This is a genomic window from Psychrobacter sp. 16-MNA-CIBAN-0192 (assembly GCF_040309565.1).
In the GTDB taxonomy this organism is placed as follows: domain Bacteria; phylum Pseudomonadota; class Gammaproteobacteria; order Pseudomonadales; family Moraxellaceae; genus Psychrobacter.
In genome coordinates this window covers 81,221-106,526 of the sequence record NZ_JBEOOX010000002.1, presented here as the reverse complement: position 1 = coordinate 106,526, position 25,306 = coordinate 81,221, and the positions used below count along the sequence as shown (strand labels likewise).

Below are 25,306 nucleotides of genomic sequence, written 5' to 3'. Positions count from 1 at the left end.
GTAATGAAATCAGTAGTAATGAGATCAATAATAATGATACTAATCACCATGGTACTAATAATCTGGTCTAACATAGCGGATTACGATTACACCACTTGAAAATGGCTATGTTCATCGTAGTCAAGCTCATTACCATCTGATAATTTAAATCCTGTCACCGACTCTTGCAGCGCGTTTGCCATTTCACTCAGCTCACCTACTGAACGTGCAGTTGCCATTGTCCCTGAGGATGTCTGTGAGGTAATGTCTTGAATGACGTTCATGGTATTAGAGATATGACCGGCAGAAGCTGCCTGCTGCTGCGCGGCGTTGGAGATATTTTCAATCAAATCAGCAAGGGTACTAGAGACACTTTGCACCTCCTCAAGAGCCTCGCCCGCATCTTTTGCCAACCGCGCTCCGCGTACTACCTCCGAGGTAGTCGACTCCATCGACATCACGGCTTCACTGGTGTCTGCCTGAATGGTTTTTACCAAGGTTTCAATCTGTTTAGTGGCATTGGCTGAACGTTCAGCCAAGCGCTGTACTTCGTCTGCAACTACCGCAAACCCTCGACCAGCCTCGCCTGCCATTGATGCTTGAATAGCGGCATTTAATGCCAAAATATTAGTCTGATCGGCAATATCATTGATCAAGCTGACAATATCACCAATCTCTTGCGATGACTCGCCTAAGCGCTTAATACGCTTTGAGGTTTCTTGAATCTGATCTCGAATGACATTCATACCTTCAATGGAGCGCTGAACAACCTCAGCACCATTGTGAGCAATAACAACCGAGCGCTGAGCAACCGTGGCAGATTCAGTCGCGTTATTAGATACTTGGTCGATAGAGACGGCCATCTCATTAATAGCAGCCGATACGCCAGCAATTTCTTGCGCTTGGTGCTCGGACGCTTCAGCAAGTTTGACCGCGTTGACCTGAGTTTGCTCGGAGGATTGGGAGACACGATCGGCGGTACTATTAATAACCAGTACCAGTTGGCGCAATTGGTCAATGGCAAAGTTTACTGAGTCTGCAATAGCGCCTGTAAAGTCCTCTGACACTGTCGCGTTAACGGTTAAGTCACCCTCCGCCAAGTCCCCAAGCTCATCTAGCAGGCGTAAAATGGCAATTTGGTTACGCTCATTTTCTTCTTGAATTTGACGCGCACGCTCAGACTCGGCTTCTGCTTCTTGACGACGGCGCAAGGTTTCTTTTTCAACCATGACGCGCTCATTACGACCACGCTGCTTAAAAAGCTGCGCGAGCGCATATAACAACCCAAGCAGCCCCAGTAAAAATACCGCTGATGGCAATATTATTAGCTGGTTAAAGTCAGCCAAATGTTGACTAACCTTTGATAATGAGTTAATCAGCCAAATTAAGCTGACTATGCTGACAAACGCAAACCCACCTAACAATAACTTCTCTTTATGGTTAGCATTATCAATAGCTGGGGCGCTTTTATAGGCACCATTTATCAAACTTTTTATCGTGTCACTCATCGTACTTATTCCTTCCAAACAGTCGTCTAAGTCGTACCGAGGCTGACCCTAATCAAGGCGGGATTGGTCATCACCTAAGTCATCACCTTTTTTTAAAGCCCTATTTATCTAAGTCCACGCTTAAAGGGTTCTATTTCAAGTACACCCTTTTAGGTATATCCATTATTATTAGTATCATTAAGTTGTATAGGCTTACGTACGCTCAATCCTTGAGACTTTTTATATAAACCTTTATCTATATAAGCGCTAGATAGCAGCATCTATATAGCGTGGGTCTTCAACTAATAGGCTTGGCAGAAAAATAAACCAAGATTGCCCATCTTTGACGAATTTACCATGATTGTAAGGAGCAAATGGTGAATCTATATCGATAGATTCAGCATGATATTGCGTAGAGGAAAACTGCTCAATACCTAGCACCTGATCCACAATGAGCCCAAGAAACAAAGATTGATGGTCAATAACGATGACCTTACGCTGGGTCAGCTGTGATGTCTGACGACTCACTTGTAAAAATTTTGCTAAGTCGGTAAGCGGCAATAAACGTCCGCGTACATTAGCGATGCCGAGCAACCAAGGCTGTACTAGCGGCATCATAGTGTACTCTGGCATTGAGAGCACTTCAGAGACCTCGCCAAGAGGCACAACCAGTCGCTGATCACCCAGCTCAAATACCACACCGCGCCAGCCAACATCCTGATCACCATGTCGATCACTTTGACGAGCTTTGGCCAAATCAGCGAGCCGTAAAAGCTCTATAAATCCTCTAGACGCCACAAATTACTCCATTACAGTACGGATAACCTGCATCAGCTCCGCCTCATTAATGGGCTTGGTCAAATACTCTTTCGCCCCTTGACGCTTACCCCAAACCCTATCTGTTTCTTGATTTTTGGTGCTTATAATGACTATTGGAATATGAGCGGTATTTTTATCACGGGTAATCTTACGCGTGGCTTGAAAACCATTCATCTCTGGCATAACCACATCCATTAAAATCACATCGGGCAGATGAGAGATAGCCATGGCACAACCTTCTTCGCCATTTGCCGCCTCCAATACGCGAAAATTATTTTTTGCCAGTATGTCACGAAATTTAGCCATTTCGGATGGCGAGTCATCAATCACCAATATAGTTGTCATAGATATATCCTTTATTACTTACTTTAGCGGCTAAAACGTAGGTGGACAGACCCCTAATATGGTCAGTCAGATGCATACAATACTTGTTTAGGCTAGCAGTGGTGATGCCATGCTATAAAAAACTATGACCTTTGTATTGCAACCAACACATATTACCGATAATACCTAGTACCCGCTTTAACTCTTTACATCCTAACTATGGATTAGATACGATGACGATTGATGGCATCAAATAGCTCGTCTTTACTGAATGGCTTGGTCAGATATTCATCTGAGCCCACAATACGTCCGCGTGCTTTATCAAATAAACCATCTTTAGAGGACAACATAATGACCGGCTTATTGGCATAATTGGGGTTATTTTTAATCAAGGCACAGGTTTGGTAGCCATCTAATCGCGGCATCATAATATCAACGAAGATGATATCAGGATCATTATCCACAATTTTAGCCAACGCATCGAAACCATCAATGGCAGATACTACCTCACACCCTGCTTTTTGTAACAACATTTCAGCCGTACGGCGAATGGTTTTAGAGTCATCAATAATCATGACCTTTAACCCATCAAAACTATTTTCCATTATTTCTATCCTATGAACGACTGTTTATTCTGAAAAAGATATCTGCTAGCAACTCTCTGTACTCTTATTTGACAGAAAGTCACCAATTATTTTACCGTCAGTCCAGACTTCTGCTATTTTACCCTAATCATAACGGGTATCATAAACACCTAGAAAAACAAATCTATAACATGTTAAATCAGGGATTTACACAGCAATAATTAGAGATTTTCCCTAGTGTGTAGTACCAGTAATAATCGCTGATGTCTGGTTACTTATAGTAACAAATAACTGCAAAAATAGGCAGCATTCTCCAGCAATATTTTGATGGGCAAAGCGGGTTTCACGATATTTGTTTAAATAGACGCCATAAAGCGCTAAGCAATGCTTAAACTCATGGCTAAATGTATTTTCAGAGCGACAGACCTAGCTCAAAGTCACGCAAAGGCTCTAAAAACATTTGTTTGCTATTATAGCCTAATGGACTTGTTTTACCACACAAAAATAATGTTCAACTATTAATGTTTATTAGCACTGATTATTTTCCACCACGCTCTTATTACTTATGCGTAAAAGTGTTTTACTTATAGCAGCGTTCTACACTACCATTTATACTTCATTTATCTATACTTCATTTATCTATACTTCATCTATCTAGCATCTATTGAATCACAGAGGGCGATGGCGCATCATGCATATCAAAAGCAGTCAAAAACTTGCAACCAACCACACGCTAATCGCTCGACTGCCCTATTTTGGATTGCAAGGTCGCATACTACTGCTGTTACTCATTGCCGGATCATTATCCGCCTGTCAACCGCCCTCTCCAACAGAGTCGATTGCCACCTCTGAAAATACGGATAACGCGTTGTCGCCGATTGTCATTCGTGAAGATAGTGTCACCATGGCGCCTGAGTATATTTTGAGCATCAAGCCCACTCGCTACCAGCCAAGCTTGGGGCTACAAGGTCAAATCGAGGCCATCAAAAGCATTCAGTTAACTGCTACTCATGACCTACAAATTCAGAAAGTATTGGTCACTCACGGTTAATGGGTAGAAAAAGGCACACCGCTACTTATTGTTGCGCGCCACACAGACACGACGCCTAAAAACAGCAAAACGATTACTTCTGCCGCACCACAGGATGATAACCAAAATAATGATAATGTAGATGACAATGCAGGTGATGATGCAGCCAGTAATACGGACAACCAACAAACGTCTAATACATCAACCTCTGCTCCAAACTCTATTACAGATACAGCGCCACTCATCACAGTCCGTGCCAGCTTCTCAGGTCGAGTAAGCCTTTATAGAGACAAGGCGCCGACAGTGTCAGCAGGCGACGTGCTATTACAATTAAGTGATGATCGGAATTTACGCTTTATTGCCACTTTGCCCATTCAGGCAGAATCGCAATTATCTATCGGTCAAAATGTCAATTTCACTGTTACTGGTTTGACAGATAACTTTACAGGTCAAGTCAGTAAGCTAACCGTTAATCAGCAAACTAATAAGCTGCTCGTTAATGTACACGTGGTGAAAAATGACGTTAGTCGCGGCAAATTGCGCCCTAATATGGCAGTCAGCGGTCGCGTTGACTATGGTCAAATAGAAGTAGGAACAGTCGTTCCCGAACAAGGGATACATGATGTGGATTTAGCTGAATTAAAAAAGCCGCCTTATAAACCACTCTCACCGCTTACCGCAAATGTCTGGATTATTAAGCAAGACCAACGCTTAACGCGCCAAGCGGTCGAAGTTATTGAGTATGATCCAAGTACGGGACAATATCTAATAGCCGGCGTTAGTAATGACAGCCTGATTTGTTTGGCGGATTTACCTCTTGAAACGGCAGGCAAAAAAGCAGTCATTTCATAATAAAAATGGCTGTATATTGCTGAGTGCGTTACATTGTGTAGAAATATTAACAAAGGCTATCTTGTGTGATGCTAGTAGCATTAGGCAAAATAGCCTTAGTGATGTTTATATAAAAGGTTGACGTTCTCATAAAAGCAGGTCTTTTATAATAGTACGGTTTATAGAACGACAAATTATATAACGACACAATCTTTTATTGAGAGAGCTCTTATCTTTTATCTCTTATTGAAAGATCTCTTGTATTGAAACATAGCATGATAAAGTGAATCACCAGTAACCATATAATAATGACAATTAAAATACACATGAATTTTCACTTTTAACCCAAGGACATCTTATGAGTAAGCAAATTTTATTAATTGAAGACGATCCAGATTTGGCTGAGTTGATCAGTGACTATTTAACCATGAACTATTATGACGTTCATCATGCTGGTCTTGGTCAAGAAGGGCTGGATATTTTGGACACCAAAGAGCGCGATATTGATTTGGTAGTGCTTGATTTAATGCTACCCGATATGGATGGCATGCAAGTTTGCCAAAAGATTCGTGGCAATAAAAACAATATTACCAATAAAGTACCCATCGTCATGTTAACGGCTAAGGGCGACACCACAGATCGTGTATTAGGACTTGAGATGGGCGCAGATGACTATATGTCAAAGCCATTTGAGCCGCGCGAATTGCTTGCTCGCATTCGCTCGGTGATTCGTCGTCATGAGCAGCCAAACCAAGCGGACAGTCAGTCAGACAGCTTAACTTTTGGTCGCTTAAGCGTCTTTCCAGACAGTCATGAAGTCACAATTGATGATCAATCCGTCCGCTTAACCACGCATCAGTTTCAGTTGCTTCATTACTTTGCCACTCATTCTGGCAAGGTGCTTAATCGCGAGCAATTATGGCAGGCAATGCCAAACGATGACAGCTCGGACAATATCGACCGCGCCATTGACGTACATATCTCACGATTACGTGCTTTAATTGAAGACAATCCACGTCAGCCAAAACGCATTATTACTGTGCGCGGTGTAGGCTATCAATTTGCCACCGATCAAGTGTAATCGTTTTTTAGACTGTCAACTCATGTCTTTATAATCTTGAGTTGGCAGTTATTCTTTGAGCTGGCAGCTACTTGCTGATAAAAATATTGCTTGCCCCTTTACCGTATAATCCTTATTGTTTACGACACTAGAGACCATGTCATGCAGACTCTCGGTTTTCATTCCGTCTTTGCTCGATTATTTGCCAGCGTCATGCTGGCATTAATTTTGTTTGCTGTGGCTATGGTGTTATTAACTCAGCTTGTCCATGACAAAGACTCAGGTATTCGATCTGAGGTTGTTGCCACCCAAATTTTGGGACAAATTGACCCTTTTTTACATGAGCTAAATACGTCTGTTAGCAATAATAATCGCCTGCAATCTCGCTTTATGCTGGCAGTAGTCAAAAAAAGCTTTGACATCTTTGATGAATCGTTACAAGCAAAGATGGGCTTGTATGATAACGAAGGTAATCTGCTGATGCAGACTGACAATAGTGACTTTCCGGTTAATCTGCCAGCGCTGCCCTCATTGTTTTCCCGCGTTTTTCCTTCTCTTGCCGATACGCCGCCCACCCAGCAAGCCCAAGTCTACAGTAGCACGGGCTATACCTTGCTGTATGAATCGCGTTTGCCACCAAAGAAACCAGTGCTTTCTGCCGCGCTCAATCTATTTACGGGCACCTTATTATTGCTGCTAATTATGGCTGGGGTGCTATGGTGGATTGCGCGTTCTATGACGTGGCGTATCAACCAGATGAGTCGGCAAATGACTCAGCTAGGCGATGGCGACTTTACCGTGCGCGTCAATGCTCGTGGTAATGATGAAATCGCCTTATTAGCACGCGGTTTTAATCAAGCAGCGCAAAAAATCGAACACCTAGTTAATGCTAATAATTTGCTACTTGCGCATGCCTCACACGAACTGCGCACCCCCATTACCCGTATTCGCTTGCAGATTGAGATGATGGATATGCTCGCAGGGGCAATGCCAGAGGATACCAAGGCTAAGTTTGATAAACGCGCCCAAGCCATTAATCGCGACTTGTCTGGGCTGAATGATTTGGTCGAAAGCATTCTGCTGGTCAGCCGCTTGGATGCCGGACATGTGCTGCAACAAATTGAGCGCATGGATATCTATGATTTGGTTAATCAGGAGCGGCAACATTATCCGGAAGCGACCTTACTTGGCGAGCGTCTGGTGATTGAAGGTCAACCGTTGATGCTGACCCACTTGATTCGAAACCTGTTAAATAATGCCATGCTACACGGTGAGCCGCCGATTACGATTTTGCTGTATGGCGTTGAAAACAAAACAGATGCCGTCATAGTTCCTGAGTATTTATTACAAACGGCGGTCTGTCATAGCTTTGCGACAGCAGATAATAATGCAGCCCTTCTTACCCATGAAGCGCATATTCCGGTTGATAAACAAAAGCAACTGAGTAATATATCAGCAAGTGTTTCTTCTGAAACTGACTCGTCTGATAAGACAAATAAAACGAAATCGGGCGATACAGTACCTCTACTACCTGCCCCAACCCTTTATAAAAATGGTCACTTATTTACTGTTGAAGAACCGTTATGTTCTCTCACTGCATCTAATGATGATCAAAGCGATTTAGTAGAATCACCTATAACCGAAATTGTACCTTTGATCAATACCAACGCTGTTATCGGTAACTATAATAAATTTACCACTGACCTTGTTGATAGAATCAAAAAGGGCAACTGGCGAATGGTTGCTGAACCTAAACTGGCAGAAAATACAATAGCAGATGCTAATCTTGCACAGACTAAGCGTGTAGAGACCAAGCTTGCACAGAACAAGCTTGCACAGAACAAGCTATCAAACGCAGAGCAAAATAATACCGCTCCTAATAAAAATGCCAATGATGCACAGGAAAATCAGCCACCTGCTACTCAACGTAAAGAAAACCTATTCAAGAAACATCTAAAAAAAGTCAAACCAGAACCTGTACGTCCGCAACCAAATTATGTGGTGCTAGCGGTGATTGATGAAGGCGGCGGCATCCCTGAAGACAAGCGTGAAGAGATATTTAGCCCCTTTGTGCGCTTGCAGCAAAAGAAAAAAGGCTCAGGTTTGGGTTTGTCATTGGTCACTCAAATCGTCACAGCGCATCAAGGTCATATCACCACCGATACCATCAATGGTCATACCCGTTTTCTAATCGTCCTGCCGGTCAAACATGACCCACATTATAATTATCGCGACCATAATAGACGTGGATAATTTATTAAAGGCATAAGATATTAAATGGATAAGATATTAAATAGTATTAATAACTGCTGTCATTCCTATTAGTCGCCCTTTTTTTTATGCTTAATAATTTAGATTTACCTGATTTTTTATAACCGTATCGAACATATTTCTTAATATTCTACTGCACAATATAGCTTTTATTATGAGTTCTAGAATATTCCAGTCATAGATGGACATATCCAAAACGCTGCAAAATATGCTATATTACCGCCCCTTATTATCGGGTTGTCGATTGCAGCCAGTGAATAACGCAGCAATCTTTAGACCTCGATATGACTGTTATCGTATTTATTAAATTTTGGGCATTCCATGAGTGACATGATCGTTCTAAATGACGTGACCAAACGCTTTTTAAGTGACAGATCCGTCAAAGGCGCGGACGGCAAACCGCATTGGTTTACTGCCGTTGAGCCGACTTCACTGTCAGTTAAACAAGGCGAGATTTTTGGCTTGATGGGCTATTCAGGCGCAGGGAAATCCACCTTATTACGGCTGATTAATTTACTTGAGCGCCCAGATAGTGGTCAAGTCATTATCGATGATGTTAATTTGATGGAATTGTCAGCGGGCGATTTACGGATTGCGCGCCATAATATTGGTATGATTTTTCAGCAATTTAACTTGATGTCCAATCGCACCGTTTTTGATAATGTGGCGTTTAATTTGATAGTGTCAGGTTATCCGAGTCGCGATATTCACAAGCGGGTGATGGAATGTCTCGATATTGTCGATTTAACCGATCGCGCCAGTCATTATCCGGCACAGTTATCGGGTGGGCAAAAGCAGCGTGTTGGTATTGCTCGCGCCATTGCCCCGAGTCCTAAAGTCTTATTGGCGGATGAGCCGACCTCTGCGCTTGACCCTGCAACCACACGCAGCTTGCTAACTTGCCTGCGTGATATTAATGAGCAGCTTGGCGTCACCATTGTTATCGTTACTCATGAGATGAGCGTGATTCGCAGATTATGTCACCGCGTCGCATTATTGCATCAAGGTCAGCTGTTAGAAGTGGCAGACATTCGCGATGGGCTGATTCAAGCAACGACCCCGATTGGTCAAGGCTTGATACACGAAGATTAATGAGGCAGGAGAAAATAGATGTTAACTGGTACGGAATTATCTGCCTCGATAGATAAACTGCTTGTATTGCGTAAAGAGATTTGGCAAGCGTTCGTCGATACTTTTATTATGCTTGGCATATCCACCACAGTCGCCATCATCATCGGCGGGCTATTTGGGGTGTTCTTATTTTTATCCAGCGATCGACAGTTTTTGCAAAATAAAACCTTGTATGCCGTGCTAGGCGGTATTACCAATTTTATGCGTGCCTTCCCCTTTGTGATTTTGATGATTGCAATGAGCCCTTTTACTAAGGCTATTGTTGGTACGGGTATCGGTCCAATTGCCGCCTCATTGGTACTTGCGATTGCAGGCTCGTTTTATTTTGCTCGTTTGGTCGAGCAAAATCTACGCGAAGTGCCGCGCGGTATTATTGAAGCAACGGAATCTATGGGCGCGCGTCCATTGACCATTATTAAAGTACTGCTTAATGAAGCGCGTTCAGGTCTGGTCTTATCGGTCACTATCTTATGTATCAGCTTACTGTCATTTTCAGCAGCGGCAGGTATGATTGGTGGTGGCGGTCTTGGCGATTTAGCCATTCGTTATGGGTATTATCGTTATCAGACAGAGGTAATGGTCTTTATCGTTATTATGCTCTCGATTATGGTTATCTCGATTCAAGCATTGGGTAATTTACTCGCCACGCGTTTGGATAAACGCTAGATAGTACGTGTCTTCATCTATACCATTTAAGATGGCTTTTAAACAGTGCTTGATTTTATACCTGAAACGGTTTACTTTAATTAGCATTCCAGCAACATTTGATATAGCAGCATTACGACTTACTTTATCAGTCTTAATGCTGCTTTTTTAATGGCTGTTTTATTTTTAGCTCTTTCGCTTTAGCCCATTTATGAGTAAGGATGTTTCATGAAATTAACCGATATCAGTCGTCAGTTGGCGACCGCATTTGCCGCCGTTGGTGTATCAAGCTTAGTATTAGTGGGCTGTAATAATTCATCAGCGCCAGAAGCAACTGCGGAGCCCGTCACTGAAACCACAGCGACCAGCGATATTGATCCAGAACATAGCAAAATCGTCATCGGTACGACTGAAGGTGACTTCGCTGATATGGTACGCAACCAAGTGAAAAGCTCACTAGAAGCGCAAGGTTATGAAGTTGAATTGGTAACCTTTACCGACTATGTCCGCCCAAATATTGCTTTGGCTGATGGCGATTTGGACATCAATATCTTCCAGCATAAGCCATATCTTGATACCTTTAAAAAAGAGAACAATCTTGATTTGGTCGAAGTATTTCAAGTACCAACCGCCCCACTTGGCGTTTATTCTGGTAAAAAAACCAAGATAGAAGATGCCTTTAAAGGTATGAGTGTGTCTGCACCGAATGATCCAAGCAATTTTGCCCGCGCCTTAGTTATGATGAATGAGCTTGGCTGGATTACGCTAAAAGACAATATTGATCCGCTCACTGCATCAAAATCTGATATCGCTGATAACAGTAAATACGATATCAAAATCGTTGAGTTAGAAGCTGCTCAGTTGCCACGTGCTCGTGATGAGGTGGACTTTGCTATTATCAATGGTAACTATGCCACTGACTCAGGCATTAAGCTAACTGAAGCCTTGTTCCAAGAGCCAAGCTTTGCTTATGTGAACTGGTCAGCGATTAAAACTGCCGATAAAGATAAAAAATGGGTTAAAGACGTGACCAACGCTTATAACTCTGACGCCTTCAAAAAGTATGCTCATGACAGCTTCCCAGGTTACAAATATCCAAAAATCTGGTCTGCTGAGCCTGCCACTGTTACCGCAACAGCCGGTACTGCCAGCGCTGAAGGTACAGTAGCTACTACTGCTAAATAATTATTATTGTAAAAAATAATTCAAAAAAATGTCCATGATTGATAAGTCATGGACGTTTTTTTTTGCTTATTTATGATGAAACTCTATTAAATTTGACGTTACAGCCTGTGTGTCCTTTGTAGGAAAGCGTCAGCTGCCCTATCCTTGTCTGCTGGTTTTTTTTATAGTAATAAAATAGTGCTAAAGCTGCATAGAAATTCATACTTATTATGATTAATCATCAACTGTGCTAGCAATATAAATTTGAATCACGACAAACGACAAGGATAATTATATGAGCACGAAAACTTATCAGATTCGCACCGCTGGAGACGCTGGCATCCCAGTATTAGGGCTTGGAACGTGGCAATCTACTGGGCAAGACTGCATAGACGTGGTTAGCCAAGGGTTACAGATGGGCTATGAGCACGTCGATACGGCTCAAGCTTATAGTAATGAAAAGGAAGTTGGACAAGGTATCAAACAATCGGGCATCGCTCGTGATAAGTTCTTCTTAACCACAAAGATATTTCCTGATGACTTAAAGTTCCAGCCAGAAAAATTAATCGCTGCGGCTAAACGCTCATTAGAAAGTTTAGATACCGATTATGTCGATTTGTTACTGCTGCATTGGCCTGATGACCGCGTGCCGTTATCAGAAACGATACCTGCATTATGTGAATTGCAAAAGCAAGGGCTAACGCGCCATGTTGGGGTTTCTAACTTTAATATCGCCCACTTAATTGAAGCAGAAAAATACGCTGATGTGCCGATTGTTGTCAATCAGGTTGAGTTTCATCCCTTTATTAAACAAGATACCTTGCAGGCTTTTTTAAACAACCACCATATTTTATTAGAAGCCTACTCGCCGCTTGCACGTGGTGATGTGTTTAAAAATGAGATTATCAAACAGATTGCAGATAAGCATGGCATCACGCCAGCGCAAGTGTCATTGGCTTGGATACTGTCAGATAAAAACCGTATCGCCATCCCCAAAACCTCGAACCCAAAACACTTACAAGGTAATTTAGATGCCATCAACGTACAATTAAGCGCGGATGAATTGGCACAAATCAGCAAGCTTGCTCGTAATGATGGGCGCAAGATTGAGCATCCTGACTATACGCCTCAGTGGGATGATTAATATCAATCCTAGCGATTTTTACCATGCTTAATCAAAAATTAGCCATAAAAAAGCCACTGCTATATTCAGTGGCTTTTTTATTAAGTGAGAATTATTAAATGATGATAATTTCGTGCTTAACTAACAATTACGCTATTATCATGACACTTATTGCGTCATAACTTGCGAATCTTTAATCGGTTCAGCAGGTTGGTATAAGTTAGAATCTGGACTGACGCCCACCTTCTCAGCACTGGCACGGTTGTTTTCTTTTAGGGATTTAGCTACTTCTGCCGGCATATAGTTTTCATCATGCTTTGCCAATACCTCACCCGCTACAAAGGTGTCGCCTTGCATTTTACCTGTCGCCACGATGCCAGAATTTTCAGCAAATAAATCAGGCAAAATACCTTGATAGGTCACAGGAACGGTCGATTTAAAATCTGTAATGGCAAACTCAACACTGAGCGGATCATTAGGCGCACGTTGTACACTGCCTGCAACCACCATGCCGCCAGCACGAATACGCTTGTCTTGTGGCGCTTCACCTTGGGCAATTGCCGTTGGGTCAAAATAATAATCGGTTTGCTGGCGCATGGCATAAAGCACCAATACTACTGCCACTGCTGCACCTGCCAGCGTAAAAAACACCCACATCAATTTTTTGCGTCGAACTGCATTCATACCACGACCTCATAGATGACTAACTACTGTTCACACCAGAAAAAGAGTCTCAGGATGCTCTTTTTATACCGGATGAGACAGGCTGCCTTTAAGATAGTTATATAGTAGCATTTTTTGCATAAATCAATAAGCTTTTTGGCGATATTGCCCACATATTGACGCGTTATAAAAATAAACCTAACAAGTTAAACTATTGATATTAAGTCTATTTTATAAGGCTGCACCTTTATTACCCTTTGTACCACGCTGGGCTTGACGTGCTTGTTGAATAATCAGCTCCTTAATTAAGGATTGACGTTGCTTTCGGCTATACCAGATAAATATTAGCATCATTCCGACGGTAATTGCCCAACACGACCACACAAAAACGCCATGCTTACCCATGGCAATAAATTCAGAGATACTATAAAAATAGGGTTGCATGCGGTTCTCCCAACTGCCCTAAGGCTTTCTCAATAAAGCGTTATTTACCTTGGCCACGGACGTATTCTTTTACCCAAGCTTTGCCTTGGTCACGGTATAAAATAAGGGTATTGGTACGATAAATGGCTAAGGTTGCGACCAATAAATAACTGCCAATAATCATTAATAATAATGGCATCCACATATCTGCCGACATTTTGGGCGCTGCGGTTAAGGTAAAAGTCGAACCTTGGTGCAAGGTATTCCACCATTGAACTGAATATTTAATAATGGGCAAATTCACCGCACCAACAATGGATAAAATAGCTGCGGCTTTACCACGGTTTGCCGTGTGCTCAAAGGCAGCAAATAACGCCATCACGCCAGCGTATAAAAATGCCAAAATCAGCATTGACGTTAGCCGTGCATCCCAAACCCAATAGGTACCCCACGTTGGCTTTGCCCAAATGGAACCAGTAAGCAAACTAACCACGCACAATAAAAACCCTAATGGCGCAAGCGCTTGTGCCACCAGATTTGCCGTTTTTATTTTCCAAACTAAATAAATAACTCCCAATACCGCAAGAGCAAAGTAAATAGAAATGGCAAGGCTGGCTGCTGGCACATGAATAAAGATAATGCGATAACTATTGCCTTGTAAGTAGTCAGGTGGCGCAAATGCCAAGCCCCAAATACTACCAATCGTTAGGCACAGTCCGGCTAAGATAGCCAACCACTTGACCCATGGCGAAAAAATACGGAAAAACTCCTTGGTGCCCACAGTAGTCAAAAAGACCTGCCAAATGCGCTGCCATAGGCTTGGAGAGGAGACATTATTTAGGTTGGGCATGGGGATTAACCTACTGCAAAGCATATCAATGGGGCAGATAGAAAAGATGTTCGACTTCCCTATCCACAATTCGGTAAGCGTTCACGACTTAGCAAACGCCATCATATAGCATTATAGCAAACTTGCCCACATTCACCATGGGGTTAATGCGCGTATTATGATTTGCAAATAAATGATAAATAAAGGTTAAATGCTTAGACGTAAAAACAAATATCAGAATATATTTATCCGTATGACCATTTATATTAATTTAACCATGCCATTTTTAAGGTTTGGGCAATAACCCACGGCATGACCAACACAGAGATAATACTCCCTGCTAATAGTAACGCTAAAATCGGTAGCCCGTTTAAACCAGTGGCAAATAAATCTACCGCGCCGGTGGCAAAAATCAATACTGGTAATTGCATCGGTAGCGCAATCAGGGGCACCAATACCGCACCGTTTTTAAGTGATAACGTCAGACTGCTTGCCACTGCCGATAACATAAGCAGCATCGGACTGCCGACAATAATAGATGCCATCAAAATACCCGTTTCAAACCAACTCAACTGAAACAAAGGCACGGCAAGTAAGCTTAAAACTGCCACAATACCGCTACTAAAAATCCAATGAATTGCTAAACGAATCAGCACCCATAATGGCAACGATGCTTTTGCGACCACCAATTGTGCTAACGTGCCATTGTCCAAAGCAGGTTTAAACAAACCTTCAACACCCATTACCAAGGACAACAGCGCGGCAATCCAAACCGCAGCCACGCCCAAACGCTGTAATAATTGCGGCTCACTACCAACAGCTAACGGGAATAAGGTGATAATAACCAAGAACAATACCAAAGGATACAGCCATTGTACTGCCCCTTGTTGCTTGACCTGCCACTCGCGCCGCCATAATTGCCCAAAGCTGATAACGTTGGGTACAGCAATATTTTGACTATTATTGTGCTTATTGTTTTGATTATTATTAACTGATTGCTCTTGGCTATTTGTCATCATTTATCCTTTATACCATATAATCTGACAAATCAAGCACGTGATTGGCAACACCAACCGGCTGATGACTGGTCATCATAATCGCGCCGCCTGCGTCTGCAAATTCACGTAATCTTACTTCCATCCGCGCGACCATATCCACGTCAAGCGCGGTAAATGGCTCATCAAGTAACCACAATGGCGTTACCTCAGGCGTCAATAAATACAGCCGAGCCAGCGTAATACGGCGCGTTTGTCCTGCGGATAAATGGCTTGAGCTGATGGTTTCAAACCCTTGCAAACCAACCCACGCCAGTGCCGCATCGATATCAGTTCGACTTGGCGTAATACCATATAAATTGAGCAAAAAGGTTAAATTCTGCGCGACGGTTAGACTGGGGTGAATGCCCAATTGATGCGACACATAGAGCGGCTGAATCGGCAGCATCTGCGACCCTTGATAATGTACAATGCCAGTTAATATCGGTATTAATCCAGCAAGTTGCATCAGGAACGTGGTTTTACCCGTACCATTTGCGCCAATTAAATGGTAAATATCACCTGCTAACAAGGTAAATTCGACCGCTTCGCACAGCGGAATCTCACCACGTTGCACGGTAAGCTCATCACAGGCTAACACCGGCGCTAGTAGAGCTGTTTGCATTGACGCTGATATAGATACGGACGGGATGGTCACGGACACCTCTTATTATTACCAGTTTAATCAGCCAGCTATATTCACCATAAACCACTATTGCGTTCATGGCAAAATACGTTATGCTCACTACCACTTACCAGTATAACAAATTGTTAATTACTATGACCTCAAAACCTATGCCACAGTCAAAAGATATCCGAAACTCTGATACTCATGCAAAATCTAGTGTCGATAATTCGGAAAGCTTAGAAAATTCAGCGCCAAAAAGCAAGTCCGTAGCTGACCGCACGCCTTTGACAGATTTGACTATTGATGGTTTAGTCGAAGCGCAAGTCAGGTTTATGCAGCAATGGCTACGCAGTCAAGCTGAGCCATTAGTCATGGACGCGTGGCAATGGCTTGGTGCACAGCCGATGCAGCAATACATCAGCTGCGAGGATTTACAGCACTTACTTAACGAGTGGATATTAAGTCAGCCAATGAGTGAGTTGATGCGCACTGATGTCCGCGATATTTTGCATACCATTATTTATCATCCCGTTAATGATAACGTACCTTTATCTGAACTCATTGACGACAGCCAAATTGATACCTTAGCCAATTATATCGGCAGCCATGAGCAGCAGCGTAATATGTTGATTCATAGTCTCATTGGTAACGATACTTTTGCGGATTTATTGACCCAAACGCTGTATCACGCGATTAACGACTTTATGGAAACTACCCTTGATAAAGCTGGCGGTGTGGGTAAACTCATGAAGCTTGGGCGCAGCTCGTTTGAAAAAGCCACCAATCGCAATCTTGATGATAAGCTGCAAGCATATTTGCATCGCAATATTAAAGACTTGACCCGACGCGCTGAAGCCAATGCGCAAGAGCATCTGTCTAATGAAGAAGTGGCGCGCTTACTGATTACCGGTTGGGCACGTTTGAAAGACGAGCCGGTTAGCCAGTTACAAGCCTACCTCAGTGATGAGCCGGACAATAACAGCCTTGAGCTAATTGAAGCCAATGTACAGCAAAGTTATAATCGTTTGCGGATATCGCCTTATTTGCGCAGTTTGGTAAGTACAAGCGTTGAGACTGGGTATGCCAATCATCAGTCTGATACCTTTGCTCAATTGGCGGCAGGTTTACATATTGATGAGCAAGCCATTGCTACGCTAAGCACTGCCCTATTGCCGCTTGCCCATGATGCTATTGATAGTGCGCCGTTCACTGACCATATTCGCACCATGCTGCATGCTTTTTATGCTCAGCCTGATATTAAGCAAACCGTAGCAAATGGCGTCTCTTAGCTGAATGCCTTGATATTATTGAACAGTAGCGATTTACTTATTTTCACTTATTAATAAAAGATCAGTTATGAGTCCTATCAATAAACGTAGCTTGTGGCAAAAAATCAAACGGCGCTTGGCAGCCGCGTTGTTGCGCGTGGTTGAAGATGATAGCGCAGACAAGGATACCAGCAGCCCTGTTAATGTGCCGGAATATCCGATTCCAGCCGAAGATATTAGCGCTAAAAATACTACAGCTGAAAGCATTAATAATGACAGTATTGAAGATAAAAATATAGAAACCAATAATATTAAAGCTGACAGTATTGAACATGGCAGCATTGAAAGTACTCAGTCCGAGAATACAAATGCTGACGTAAATACCGCTAATAACGATATTAATAATGATAATTTAAAAAATAAAGATTCGGAAAATAGTGCCTCAAAAAATAGCAGTTTAGAAAAGAATAGCTTAGAAAATCATGACACCAATGATAATTATCATGAAGCGCAAGAAGTCGATGCTCCAAATGATATGTCAATCGTCGAATATCTGAAGCAATATTTTTATGATAAAGACTGGCACTATACCTATTATCGCCCTCGGGCATCGGACAGTCAGCAATCGCACCATTTATCATTACAGATGAGGAACAAGCAAGTCGAATGCGGCTATCTATTTCGGGTACAAGAAGCCAATAATCTACTGGCGGTCTATGGCATTTTGCCGTTTTTGATTCCTGAAAGCCATCAAAGCGCGGCAATGCTGCTGATTACCCAAATCAATTATGACATGCTGATAGGTAATCTGGAGATGGATATCAACGATGGCGAAATACGCTATAAAAATGCTATTGATATTGAAGCGGTCGGTATCGACGATCATATTATGGAGCACTTATTGCAAAGTGTGATTGCCATGACTACGGTCACTTATGAGATATTTAGTGATTTGATTAATACTGCCAATCCGGCAGAAGACATGGCAACGTTACTCACTGAGTTACGTCAGCAAGCCGATGCGCGCAAGTTTTATTTGCCCACCCAGTTTGTACAATAAGCGCCTCCCTGATACCTGTTTTAACTTGTGATATTTTTTATACGTCATTCTTTATACGTAATTTTTTCAACGACTTTTTATGACAGCATCTAACCTATAGACAGTAAATAACCATGCTAAAAATTGCTTATTCTGAGATTTTTCGTTATTCAGTCCCTGAAAAACATCGCTTTCCCATGCAAAAATACACCATGATTCCGGAGCGATTATTAGCGGAAGGCACTATTACAAACGATAACTTTTTTGCGCCAAAAAAATTGAGCGAAGAAGAAGTATTAACTACCCATACTGCTGAATATTGGCATAAGCTAAAAACCCAGACCTTGACTGCCAAAGAAGCACGTCAGATTGGTTTTGAGATGACGCCGACTTTGGTTGAGCGCGGGCGTTATATTGCACACGCAACATATGAATGTGCGCTCTATGCGCAGCAATATGGCGTAGCGATGAATGTTGCAGGCGGTACGCACCATGCCTTTGCCGATCATGGTGAAGGGTTTTGTGTGTTTAATGATGTGTGTGTTGCCAGCAATCTATTACTGGCACGTGGACAAGCGCAGCGAATTTTAGTCGTTGATTTGGATGTGCATCAAGGCAATGGCAATGCCAGTATTATGGCAAACGAGTCACGCGTTTTTATATTTAGTATGCATGGCGCCAAAAACTATCCGTTTCGTAAGCAAATATCCGATCTTGATATTGAGTTGGCAACGGATACAGGTGACGCTGAATACTTACAAATTCTGGCAGATACGTTGCCGCGCTTAATTCAGGAATTTGTGCCCGATATGATTTTTTATCAGTCGGCAGTGGATGTCTTGGCAACGGATGCACTGGGTAAATTGGCATTGTCGCAAGAAGGCTGCAAAGCGCGCGATGAGTACGTATTACGCCAAGCAAAAGCGGAAAATATACCCGTTGCTATCGTCATGGGCGGTGGCTATTCAGAAGATATTGATGATGTGGTTGAGGCGCACTGTAATACTTTTCGCTTGGCGCAACAGATATTTTTTGATGAAGTAAATCCTGACGGTCATTAATTCTTTGCCTTTAATCATTACTGTCTAATGTTGTGCCCTTTATCACGACAGTAATGCCATTATTTTTTGCCGACCAATACGTACCCCAAGCACCGTTATAATCAATAATACAAGCTGACAAAAGCGGGCTTGGGGTACATATTCACGCAGTCAAATCTTTAAGGTTAAAATATCTGTGGTTAATAAGGCAATAAACAATGCGACTGTTGGAGCAGTGAAGAATTATTCGCCATCTTGACGTTGGGCTAAAGTATCACCAATCAATGCAGCAAGTTGCTCAGCAATCTGATTTTTATGGGCTTTATCTAATGTGACCACATCTTGCTCATAGCGCTGGGCAAAGAATACTTGCATCGCATTATCATCGCTGGCAAAACCAATATCCGTGCGTGAGACATCATTGCAAGCAATCATATCCAAATCTTTACTAACGAGTTTACCACGGGCGTAACGCTCTACTTCTTGGGTTTCAGCAGCAAAGCCAACCACAAATAATTCTGGATAGGCATGCGAAATCGTCGCTAAGATATCAGGATTTTTAATCAAATTAAGACTCATCGACTCTTGGGTCTTTTTGATTTTTTGCGGTGCAGCTTCTTCAGTACGATAATCGGCAACAGCAGCAGTTGCGATAAAAATATCAGCGATGAGCGCATTATCATCTTCTGCTATAGCGTCAGCAGGTTCATCACTACAATCACAGTCATCGTGCCCATGGTCATGATGATGGTCGTGGTCGTGATGATGATCGTGGTGATGGTCATGATCATGCTCTTCTTCAAACTGCAATGCAGCATGAGTACCCGCCACACATTGTTGCGTGGTAATGAGCATTTCTTCAGCAGAGAGTACATCAATGCGCGTAACCCCAAGCGGTGTGGGCAAGGCGACTTTACCGCCAGCGATTAAAATCACCTGTGCACCAGCTTCAACACAGGCCCGTGCCAAGGCAAAACCCATTTTTCCTGAAGAATGATTGGATAAGTAACGCACGGGGTCAATAGCTTCTACGGTTGGACCTGCGGTAATGACCACGGTTTTGCCAAATAAGCGCTGCGGAATGGTGTGTTGAGCAATAAATAACCGCAGCTCAGCCAATAATTGCTCAGGCTCTGGCAGACGCCCTGCGCCCACATCGCCACACGCTTGCTCGCCACTGGCAGGCATAATGATATGATAGTTCATATCACGCAGCGTCATAACATTCAGATTCACGGCAGGATGTGCCCACATTTGCTGATTCATAGCTGGGGCAATAATAACGGGCGCGGTAGTTGCAAGGCACACGGTAGTAAGCAAGTCATCCGCCATACCCATCGCTAGCCTAGCCAAAGTATTGGCAGAAGCAGGCGCAATAATGACCAAATCCGCCCATCTGGCAAGTTCAATATGACCCATGCCCGCTTCAGCGTGTTCATCAAGTAACGAGGTATGCACCTCATTACCCGTCAACGCTTGTAAGGTCAGCGGAGTAATAAAGGCTTGCGCCCCAGCGGTCATAATGACGCGCACCTGATAGCCCGATTTAATCAATAAACGGGCGAATAGAGCAGATTTATAAGCGGCGATACCGCCAGTGATAGCGAGCACAATATTAGTCATAAGCGTGGCATTATTAACAGTAGGAAATTAAAGGATAAAATGGCGCTTATAGTAACAATTATGAGCCAAATTGGGTAAGATTTTCCGCACTTATCGATAATTGCTTACGATAATTTTATGTTTATTTTATACAACACTTATCAATATACCATTTCAAAAAAATAATAAAGGAATAGCAATGGCAATCAAAGACTGGCACGAAGACGATCGACCGCGAGAAAAACTATTAAAATTTGGGGCAGCGCATTTATCGGACGCTGAAATATTAGCCATATTTTTACGTACTGGTACGCAATCGCAATCGGCAATCGAGCTGGCGCGGCACCTGATTACTCAGTTTGGCAGTCTTGCTGAATTACTATCCGCGCCTAAAGATGTGGTGCTTGCCTGCCACGGTATCGGTCCGGCTAAATACGCGCAGATACTCGCATCACTGGAAATGGGTACGCGCTATCTCGACAGTCAGTTACGAACTGGGCAAGCACTCGGACGCTCGCAAGCCGTCAAGGACTATATCAGCACACAATTACGTCGGGAGCCACGCGAAGTTTTTGCGGTTTTGTGTTTGGACAATGCACTGAATTTACTCAATTATGAAATCCTGTTTACCGGCGGTATTTCATCCTGCTCCGTTTGTATCAAGCATGTGCTGCGTCACGCGCTTACCCATTCTGCCAGCCAATTAATTATCGCGCACAATCATCCGCATACTGATGCCCAGCCTTCAGCAGCAGACAATCGCTTAACCGACGAGCTAAAAAAAGCCTGCGATTTAATCGATTTATCTTTAATTGACCATATTATTGTTGGGCGTAACGATACCTTATCGTATGCTGAAAATGCGCTGTATCCTTTCGCCTAAAAGGTTACTGGCAACGATTTTATTTAGGATAAATTTAGAGTTGTTAGCCCTAACTAAAAGATAGAGGCAACGCTATAGATTACAACGGATACCAGCGTTCACATACGGTAGCCGTTTCATTATTGATAATTACATCTATATCACGCATATTGTTAACGAGCTTTGTGTCGCTACTCTATACGATGGGTTAAAATGTATTTACTAATGCTTACTCTTTTCTAGGCAAATCCTGTTTTTTCTACATTATTACGCGTTATCATGACAGGTTATAATTTATAGCGCTGTTGCTCTTCCCTCATTCACTCTTTGCTAAGGAGACAGTCATGGCGATTGGCTTATTTATTTTGGCATTATTGGTTCAGTTAGCCGTCGTTTTGGCCATCTTTTTGCAGTCGTTATCACGCTTAACCGGCAGTATCGTAGCGATTATCACGGTAATAGTCACCGCTTATATCAGTCCGTGGTCACTGATTTTGGGCGTACCTATTGCGTTGCTGTGCCTGATATTATTGATTGCGCCTACTCGCCGCGCGTTGATTACCAAACCCGTTTATAAAGCGCTTGGCAAAGCGATGCCCAGCATGAGCGACACTGAACGCGAAGCGCTCGATGCAGGTACCAGCTGGTGGGAAAAAGAGCTGTTTATGGGCAATCCAAACTGGAAAACCTTTGCCAATTATCCGTATCCTGAACTGTCGGACGAAGAACAAAGCTTTATTGATAATGAAGTTGAATACCTGTGCGCGATGTTAGATGAATGGCAAATCCAACATGACGACAAAGAGCTATCGCCAGAGGCATGGCAGTTTATCAAAGCCAATGGCTTTTTAGGGCTGATTATTCCCAAAGAATATGGCGGCTTAGATTTTAGCTCTTATGCGCAAAGCCGCATCATGAGTAAAATTGCCTCGCGCTCGCCAACGGCTGCGGTCACTTGTATGGTACCAAACTCGCTGGGACCCGGTGAGCTATTAATGCATTACGGCACGGACGCGCAAAAACAGCGCTGGCTACCGGGCTTAGCAAAAGGTGAAGAGATTCCTTGCTTTGGTCTAACCGGTCCAGAAGCTGGTTCTGATGCAGGCGCTATTCCTGATACGGGTGTGGTTTGCTACGGTATTCATGACGGCGAATATACGCTAGGTCTGCGCATGAATTTCTCCAAGCGCTGGATTACCTTGGCACCGATTGCAACCGTTGTTGGCTTGGCGTTTAAAATGTATGACCCTGAAGGGCTATTGGGCGATAGTGATAAAACCGATTATGGCATCACTTGCGCCCTTGTGCCGGCAAGCCATGAAGGCGTTATTATTGGACCGCGCCATTATCCGAGCGGCTCGCCCTTTATGAATGGTACGGTTGATGGCACTGACGTCTTTATTCCGCTTGATTATATTATCGGTGGGGTCGAAAACGCAGGGCGCGGTTGGCGGATGCTGATGGAATGTCTGGGCGTAGGACGCGGTATTTCCTTGCCAGCATTGTCAACATCAGCCAGTGAAATGACCTATTTATCAGTTGGCGCATTTGCCAAGGTACGTGAGCAATTTAAAATCTCCGTTGGTAAATTCGAAGGTGTGCAAGACGTTACCAGCTATATTGCCAGCCAAACTTATATGTTAGAAGCTTTTCGCCACTTGGTTACCTGCGGTCTAAATCAAGGTGGTACGCCATCAGTGATGACGGCAATGGCAAAATACTACGCCACCGAAACCATGCGTGTGGTAGTCAATCATGGTATGGATGTGGTCGGTGGTCGTGCCATTCAAATGGGACCGCGCAACTTTTTAGCCACTCCTTATCATGCCATTCCGGTCTCTATCACGGTTGAAGGCGCAAATATTTTAACGCGCTCACTGATGATATTTGGGCAAGGGGCAATGCGCTGCCATCCCTATTTATTTGATGAATTACAACTACTGCAAAGTGAGGATAAAAAAGCGGCTCTTAAACCGTTCGATGTTTTATTTTTCAAGCATTTAGGCTATACCTTTAATCGCGGTGCCAAGGCATTTGTCTCCGGATATATGGGCGGTAGTAATGATGCGCCTCTCTTTGCCGACAGCTTTACCCGACCTTATTACAAGCATATCAACCGCCTCAGCACCAGTTTTGCGCTAACCGCTGATATGGCGCTCGGCTTATTGGCTGGCGATTTAAAACGTAAAGAGATGCTATCGGGTCGTCTTGCCGATATTCACGGGCATTTATTTATCGCCACAGCTATTTTGCAATTTTACCAATATGGCAGTAAATCAAAAGCCGAGCAATTACATGCAGAAGTGGCATTAAAGCACAGCTTATTTACCATTCAAGAAGCCTTTATCAGCTTTTTTGATAACTTTCCTAATCGCATGGCGGCAGGCGTGGTCAGCTTTGTAACTTTCCCAAGCGGTCGTATTTTTAAACCGGCGAGCGACGAGCTAAAGCGTCAACTTGGCGACACCTTTATGGATGACTTTGAAGCCAATCCGTTCCGCGATTATCTAAAAACCATGGTTTATTACAATACTGAGCCGGACGATGTCACCGGTCGTATGGAAAATGCCTACCAAACATTATTAGCCGTTGAGCCATTATGGCAACGCTTTAAAAAAGCTGAGCATAAAGGCAGCTTTGAGGGCTTAACCTTTGAAGATTTTGTGGTAGATGCCAGTCAAAATGGTGACATTAGCGAAGAAGAAGCAGAAGTGCTGATTCATTATAATGCGCTACGTTTTGATTCTCTATTAACGGATACCTTTGATGAGCATTTAGAGCAAGTGCAAGAGCGTACCAATCCGCACAGTTTAGAAAATGCTGTTGATAAACTGACAGACTATGCGCAATTAAAAAAAGAGGCTCAAATCAGAAACGGTACTTATGTTGCTAAAGACACCTCAATAGACGATAACGAATTGTCGGCTAATGGGCAAACTCCTGAGCAGCAAATTGGTGATACCAACCCAAATCACGGGTATGAGCCGGACGGTGATGTGAAAATGGTGGCTGAACAGCATAGCGCTGGAGAACATGCCAATCAAACCAACTTTAATCAATCTCACCCAAGAACCGAGGCGCTGAGTCATCGCACTCGCGATGCTGAATCAGTGCTTAATCACCGAATGAGTGATAACCATCGTAGCCAACAAGCAAAATGGGAAGATGGTTTGCGCCGCGATAATATCAATGGAAATGACAGTGAATAGGCAATAGTGATATCAGTGTCTTTTATAAAACGAAATAGCTGCATGGCGCGAATAAGATAATAACTATTAGCAAAATCACGAAAAGGCTGCCCAATCGGGTAGCCTTTTTTATGGCTTAACTTAACTTCAATTTTACTAATTATTAGATTTTGTCGCTTATCCTACCTGCCAAAAAGAGCTGGATTCAAATATAAAGCCTACTGATTCATAAAAAAATATTGCAGTAGCCCTAACTATTATCTTATATTGTGCCGCACAGTC

General features: G+C 43.0%; 23 protein-coding genes and 1 pseudogene. 13 read left to right on the top strand and 11 right to left on the bottom strand.

Annotation, left to right across the window (positions count from 1 at the left end):
* Window positions 1-86: 86 nt before the first annotated feature.
* From AAEY78_RS02310 to pilG, 4 genes and pseudogenes are all read right to left on the bottom strand, one after another.
* Window positions 87-1,145 (bottom strand): annotated as a pseudogene (locus tag AAEY78_RS02310) (methyl-accepting chemotaxis protein); the annotation flags it as partial.
* A gap of 588 nt (window positions 1,146-1,733) precedes the next feature.
* On the bottom strand, window positions 1,734-2,264 hold the full coding sequence (locus AAEY78_RS02305; protein WP_352336977.1) for a chemotaxis protein CheW: 531 nt from the start codon (window positions 2,262-2,264) through the stop codon (window positions 1,734-1,736).
* A 3-nt stretch (window positions 2,265-2,267) separates the two neighbouring features.
* Window positions 2,268-2,630, bottom strand: coding sequence for a response regulator (locus tag AAEY78_RS02300; RefSeq protein WP_352336976.1), 363 nt, complete (start codon window positions 2,628-2,630; stop codon window positions 2,268-2,270).
* Window positions 2,631-2,833: 203 nt separating this feature from the next.
* A complete protein-coding gene (gene pilG / locus AAEY78_RS02295; RefSeq protein ID WP_352336974.1) occupies window positions 2,834-3,214 on the bottom strand; it encodes a twitching motility response regulator PilG in 381 nt (126 codons plus the stop codon).
* Between the two features lie 670 nt (window positions 3,215-3,884).
* Here pilG and AAEY78_RS02290 point away from each other — a divergent pair.
* On the top strand, window positions 3,885-4,244 hold the full coding sequence (locus AAEY78_RS02290) for a hypothetical protein (RefSeq protein ID WP_352336973.1): 360 nt from the start codon (window positions 3,885-3,887) through the stop codon (window positions 4,242-4,244).
* On the opposite strand, the gene AAEY78_RS02285 is transcribed toward AAEY78_RS02290, so the two are convergent.
* Window positions 4,241-4,468 (bottom strand): hypothetical protein, encoded by a 228-nt coding sequence (locus AAEY78_RS02285; protein ID WP_352336971.1) that lies wholly within the window; start codon window positions 4,466-4,468, stop codon window positions 4,241-4,243. The two genes, AAEY78_RS02290 and AAEY78_RS02285, sit on opposite strands and share 4 nt — an antisense overlap.
* A gap of 58 nt (window positions 4,469-4,526) precedes the next feature.
* Between AAEY78_RS02285 and AAEY78_RS02280 the strand changes: the two genes are divergently transcribed.
* The 7 genes from AAEY78_RS02280 (at window position 4,527) to AAEY78_RS02250 (ending at window position 12,469) form a co-directional block, all read left to right on the top strand.
* Window positions 4,527-5,075, top strand: a complete 549-nt coding sequence (locus tag AAEY78_RS02280) for an efflux RND transporter periplasmic adaptor subunit (RefSeq protein ID WP_502943614.1) — start codon at window positions 4,527-4,529, stop codon at window positions 5,073-5,075.
* Between the two features lie 337 nt (window positions 5,076-5,412).
* Window positions 5,413-6,135, top strand: a complete 723-nt coding sequence (locus AAEY78_RS02275; RefSeq protein ID WP_352336970.1) for a response regulator transcription factor — start codon at window positions 5,413-5,415, stop codon at window positions 6,133-6,135.
* 141 nt (window positions 6,136-6,276) lie between these two features.
* On the top strand, window positions 6,277-8,367 hold the full coding sequence (locus tag AAEY78_RS02270) for an ATP-binding protein (RefSeq protein WP_352336969.1): 2,091 nt from the start codon (window positions 6,277-6,279) through the stop codon (window positions 8,365-8,367).
* Between the two features lie 339 nt (window positions 8,368-8,706).
* Window positions 8,707-9,477 (top strand): methionine ABC transporter ATP-binding protein, encoded by a 771-nt coding sequence (locus AAEY78_RS02265; protein ID WP_352336967.1) that lies wholly within the window; start codon window positions 8,707-8,709, stop codon window positions 9,475-9,477.
* A gap of 18 nt (window positions 9,478-9,495) precedes the next feature.
* The gene (locus AAEY78_RS02260) at window positions 9,496-10,182 is read left to right on the top strand and encodes a methionine ABC transporter permease (RefSeq protein WP_352336966.1); all 687 of its coding nucleotides are present in this window, start codon (window positions 9,496-9,498) and stop codon (window positions 10,180-10,182) included.
* Between the two features lie 207 nt (window positions 10,183-10,389).
* Window positions 10,390-11,346, top strand: a complete 957-nt coding sequence (locus tag AAEY78_RS02255; protein ID WP_352336964.1) for a MetQ/NlpA family ABC transporter substrate-binding protein — start codon at window positions 10,390-10,392, stop codon at window positions 11,344-11,346.
* A 274-nt stretch (window positions 11,347-11,620) separates the two neighbouring features.
* The gene (locus AAEY78_RS02250) at window positions 11,621-12,469 is read left to right on the top strand and encodes an aldo/keto reductase (RefSeq protein ID WP_352336963.1); all 849 of its coding nucleotides are present in this window, start codon (window positions 11,621-11,623) and stop codon (window positions 12,467-12,469) included.
* Window positions 12,470-12,616: 147 nt separating this feature from the next.
* Here the strand turns inward: AAEY78_RS02250 and ccmE are convergent, their stop codons facing one another.
* The 5 genes from ccmE to ccmA all read right to left on the bottom strand — a co-directional run bounded on the left by ccmE (window position 12,617) and on the right by ccmA (window position 16,022).
* On the bottom strand, window positions 12,617-13,132 hold the full coding sequence (gene ccmE / locus AAEY78_RS02245; RefSeq protein WP_352336961.1) for a cytochrome c maturation protein CcmE: 516 nt from the start codon (window positions 13,130-13,132) through the stop codon (window positions 12,617-12,619).
* A 210-nt stretch (window positions 13,133-13,342) separates the two neighbouring features.
* Complete coding sequence (gene ccmD, locus AAEY78_RS02240; RefSeq protein ID WP_352336960.1) at window positions 13,343-13,555, bottom strand: heme exporter protein CcmD; 213 nt, start codon at window positions 13,553-13,555, stop codon at window positions 13,343-13,345.
* A gap of 40 nt (window positions 13,556-13,595) precedes the next feature.
* A complete protein-coding gene (ccmC, locus tag AAEY78_RS02235; protein ID WP_352336958.1) occupies window positions 13,596-14,384 on the bottom strand; it encodes a heme ABC transporter permease CcmC in 789 nt (262 codons plus the stop codon).
* Between the two features lie 245 nt (window positions 14,385-14,629).
* Window positions 14,630-15,379: a heme exporter protein CcmB gene (locus AAEY78_RS02230; protein ID WP_502943613.1), complete on the bottom strand. Its 750-nt coding sequence runs from the start codon at window positions 15,377-15,379 to the stop codon at window positions 14,630-14,632.
* A 10-nt stretch (window positions 15,380-15,389) separates the two neighbouring features.
* A complete protein-coding gene (gene ccmA / locus AAEY78_RS02225; RefSeq protein WP_352337304.1) occupies window positions 15,390-16,022 on the bottom strand; it encodes a heme ABC exporter ATP-binding protein CcmA in 633 nt (210 codons plus the stop codon).
* Window positions 16,023-16,177: 155 nt separating this feature from the next.
* Between ccmA and AAEY78_RS02220 the strand changes: the two genes are divergently transcribed.
* The 3 genes from AAEY78_RS02220 to AAEY78_RS02210 all read left to right on the top strand — a co-directional run bounded on the left by AAEY78_RS02220 (window position 16,178) and on the right by AAEY78_RS02210 (window position 19,393).
* Window positions 16,178-17,314, top strand: a complete 1,137-nt coding sequence (locus AAEY78_RS02220) for a hypothetical protein (RefSeq protein ID WP_352336955.1) — start codon at window positions 16,178-16,180, stop codon at window positions 17,312-17,314.
* 67 nt (window positions 17,315-17,381) lie between these two features.
* A complete protein-coding gene (locus tag AAEY78_RS02215; protein ID WP_352336953.1) occupies window positions 17,382-18,353 on the top strand; it encodes a type III secretion system chaperone family protein in 972 nt (323 codons plus the stop codon).
* Between the two features lie 113 nt (window positions 18,354-18,466).
* Window positions 18,467-19,393 carry a histone deacetylase family protein gene (locus AAEY78_RS02210; RefSeq protein ID WP_352336951.1) on the top strand — a complete coding sequence of 309 codons (927 nt, stop codon included), beginning with the start codon at window positions 18,467-18,469 and terminating at the stop codon, window positions 19,391-19,393.
* A gap of 222 nt (window positions 19,394-19,615) precedes the next feature.
* Here AAEY78_RS02210 and coaBC read toward each other — a convergent pair whose 3' ends face one another.
* A complete protein-coding gene (gene coaBC, locus AAEY78_RS02205; protein ID WP_352336949.1) occupies window positions 19,616-20,995 on the bottom strand; it encodes a bifunctional phosphopantothenoylcysteine decarboxylase/phosphopantothenate--cysteine ligase CoaBC in 1,380 nt (459 codons plus the stop codon).
* Window positions 20,996-21,173: 178 nt separating this feature from the next.
* Here coaBC and radC point away from each other — a divergent pair, with 178 nt between their 5' ends.
* Window positions 21,174-21,857: a RadC family protein gene (gene radC / locus AAEY78_RS02200; protein ID WP_352336947.1), complete on the top strand. Its 684-nt coding sequence runs from the start codon at window positions 21,174-21,176 to the stop codon at window positions 21,855-21,857.
* 323 nt (window positions 21,858-22,180) lie between these two features.
* The gene (locus AAEY78_RS02195; protein WP_352336945.1) at window positions 22,181-25,045 is read left to right on the top strand and encodes an acyl-CoA dehydrogenase; all 2,865 of its coding nucleotides are present in this window, start codon (window positions 22,181-22,183) and stop codon (window positions 25,043-25,045) included.
* Window positions 25,046-25,306: the final 261 nt, after the last annotated feature.